At 53.4% G+C, this 3,598-nt stretch carries 2 rRNA genes; both read left to right on the plus strand.

The features are described 5' to 3' along the window. The first annotated feature begins 406 nt into the window (after positions 1–406). Positions 407–3,272 (plus strand): 23S ribosomal RNA (locus ACR0A2_RS22105). Positions 3,273–3,458: 186 nt separating this feature from the next. Continuing rightward, positions 3,459–3,573 (plus strand): 5S ribosomal RNA (gene rrf, locus ACR0A2_RS22110). The last annotated feature ends 25 nt before the right edge of the window (positions 3,574–3,598 follow it).

Here is a 3,598-nt window from a genome sequence, read left to right on the forward strand (position 1 = left end):
ATAGAGAGAAATCAATCAACACTGTTTGATCGCGCCGAGTGTGGCGTTGATCTCAGTTGGTCCTCTTCGGAGGAGGTTTGATTAGGGATGTTTCCTCGTCCCTCTTTGAATATCCCGGCTGAAACGAACAGAGTTGTCCAAGTCAAGTACACTAACCCGCACGATCATCAGATCGTGCATGTCTTTCATTCTCCATGCGGGGCCGACCGACATCGGCAGCATGGGTTCCAGGATGGAAGGCGGGAAAGTATGCTTTTGGTTCAGAAGAATGACTGCCTTTAGTTACCAGCTGGGCGGTCTCGATTGATACATAGTCTGCGAAGAACGAAGTTCGTAGCAGACATCGTGCTCACGTAGCCGAATAGGCGGTAGCACAACTATCGTGTGTCTTTCTCTTTCTGGATCAAATCAAGCGCGAGAAGGGCGTTTGGTGAATGCCTTGGCAGCAAGAGGCGATGAAAGACGTGATACTCTGCGATAAGCCATGGGGAGCTGAGAATAAGCTTTGATCCATGGATCTCTGAATGGGGCAACCCACCTGAATGTTTGTTATTGTTAGCACAGCTGATCAATAATGAGCATGAACAGGTACTTAAGACCTGAATACATAGGGTTTTAAGAGCAAACCCGGGGAACTGAAACATCTAAGTACCCGGAGGAAAGGAAATCAATTGATACTCCCCTAGTAGCGGCGAGCGAACGGGGACCAGCCGAGCCGGATAAGTGACTAGAACACGTTGGGAAGCGTGGCCATAGCGGGTGACAGCCCCGTATAGGAAGCTTTGACGGACGTATTAAGTAGGGCGGAACACGTGAAATTCTGTCTGAAGATCGGAGGACCACCTTCGAAGGCTAAGTACTCCTTGCTGACCGATAGCGAACCAGTACCGTGAGGGAAAGGTGAAAAGCACCCCGACGAGGGGAGTGAAACAGTACCTGAAACCGAACGCCTACAATCAGTCGGAGGCTCCTTGCGAGCTGACGGCGTACCTTTTGTATAATGGGTCATCGACTTGGTCTCACGAGCAAGCTTAAGCCGTTAGGTGTAGGCGTAGCGAAAGCGAGTCTTAATAGGGCGAATGAGTTCGTGGGATCAGACCCGAAACCGAGTGATCTAGGCATGGCCAGGTTGAAGGTAAGGTAACACTTACTGGAGGACCGAACCCACATCCGTTGAAAAGGATCGGGATGAGCTGTGCCTAGGGGTGAAAGGCCAATCAAACTCGGAGATAGCTGGTTCTCTGCGAAATCTATTTAGGTAGAGCGTCATCCGAATACCCCGGGGGGTAGAGCACTGGATGGGTAATGGGGCCCCACAGGCTTACTGATCCTAACCAAACTCCGAATACCCGGGAGTACTAGATGGCAGACACACTGCGGATGCTAACGTCCGTAGTGGAGAGGGAAACAACCCTGACCTACAGCTAAGGCCCCCAATTCATGGCTAAGTGGGAAAGCAGGTGGGACGACCAAAACAACCAGGAGGTTGGCTTAGAAGCAGCCATCCTTTAAAGATAGCGTAACAGCTCACTGGTCTAAACAAGTTGTCCTGCGGCGAAGATGTAACGGGGCTCAAGCCATGAGCCGAAGCTTAGGATGCCGTAAGGCATGGTAGCAGAGCGTAGTGTGACATAGAACTCATCCTGTATTGCCGCCGGTTATGTGGCGCGCGTAATCGCGCTCAAGTAGCCGAATAGGCGGTAGCGCAGGATAGAGTTCTTTCGATGAAGCCGGCCTGTGAGGGATCCGGTGGAGAGATCACTAGTGAGAATGATGACATGAGTAGCGACAAAGAGTGTGAGAGACACTCTCGCCGAAAGTCCAAGGGTTCCTGCTTAAAGCTAATCTGAGCAGGGTAAGCCGGCCCCTAAGCCGAGGCCGAAAGGCGTAGGCGATGGGAACCAGGTTAATATTCCTGGGCCAGGAGGATGTGACGGATCACAGGTGTAGTTCAATCTTATCGGATTGATTGGGCTGCTGAGTGGTTCCTGGAAATAGCCCTCCATCAGACCGTACCCTAAACCGACACAGGTGGACTGGTAGAGCATACCAAGGCGCTTGAGAGAACGATGTTGAAGGAACTCGGCAAAATACCTCCGTAAGTTCGCGAGAAGGAGGCCCGGTTCCTAGGCAACTAGGGGCTGGGGGCACAAACCAGGGGGTGGCGACTGTTTATTAAAAACACAGGGCTCTGCGAAGTCGCAAGACGACGTATAGGGTCTGACGCCTGCCCGGTGCCTGAAGGTTAAAAGGAGAGGTGAGAGCCTTGAATTGAAGCCCAGGTAAACGGCGGCCGTAACTATAACGGTCCTAAGGTAGCGAAATTCCTTGTCGGGTAAGTTCCGACCTGCACGAATGGCGTAACGACTTCCCCGCTGTCTCCAACATCGACTCAGCGAAATTGAATTGCCTGTCAAGATGCAGGCTTCCCGCGGTTAGACGGAAAGACCCCGTGCACCTTTACTACAGCTTCGCACTGGCATCAGGATTGTGATGTGCAGGATAGGTGGTAGGCTTTGAAACCGTGACGCCAGTCGCGGTGGAGCCTCCCTTGAGATACCACCCTTCGCACTCTTGATGTCTAACCGCGGTCCGTTATCCGGATCCGGGACCCTGCGTGGCGGGTAGTTTGACTGGGGCGGTCGCCTCCTAAAGCGTAACGGAGGCGCGCGAAGGTTGGCTCAGAGCGGTCGGAAATCGCTCGTTGAGTGCAATGGCAGAAGCCAGCCTGACTGCGAGACTGACAAGTCGAGCAGAGTCGAAAGACGGCCATAGTGATCCGGTGGTCCCGAGTGGAAGGGCCATCGCTCAACGGATAAAAGGTACGCCGGGGATAACAGGCTGATACTGCCCAAGAGTCCATATCGACGGCAGTGTTTGGCACCTCGATGTCGGCTCATCTCATCCTGGGGCTGGAGCAGGTCCCAAGGGTACGGCTGTTCGCCGTTTAAAGAGGTACGTGAGCTGGGTTTAGAACGTCGTGAGACAGTTCGGTCCCTATCTGCCGTGGGTGTAGGAGACTTGAGAGGAGTTGCCCCTAGTACGAGAGGACCGGGGTGAACGATCCACTGGTGGACCAGTTGTCGTGCCAACGGCAGTGCTGGGTAGCTATGATCGGACAGGATAACCGCTGAAGGCATCTAAGCGGGAAGCCCCCCTCAAAACAAGGTCTCCCTGAGGGCCGTGGAAGACCACCACGTCAATAGGCCGGAGATGTAAGCGCAGTAATGCGTTCAGTTGACCGGTACTAATCGCCCGATAGGCTTGATTTGATCCAGTAATGGAAAGACAAGACCAAAGCATACACCGACCTTGACAATGGATGATCGTGTCGCGCCAAGCGACACTGTTGGTTGATAATTACAACCGTGCGGGAACGCGCATTCGCAAGCGAATACGCTGCCTCCCGCGCGTCGCCTTTTTGCAAAGCAAAAACAGCGACGTGGGCTTTTCCTCGGTTTGGTGGTCATAGCGCAAGTGAAACACCCGGTCCCATCCCGAACCCGGAAGTTAAGCACTGCCGCGCCAATGGTACTTGGGCTTAAGCCCCGGGAGAGTAGGTCACCGCCAAACCTAGTAAAAGCCCACATCTCTCTAA

The organism is Ruegeria sp. H8 (genome assembly GCF_056532905.1).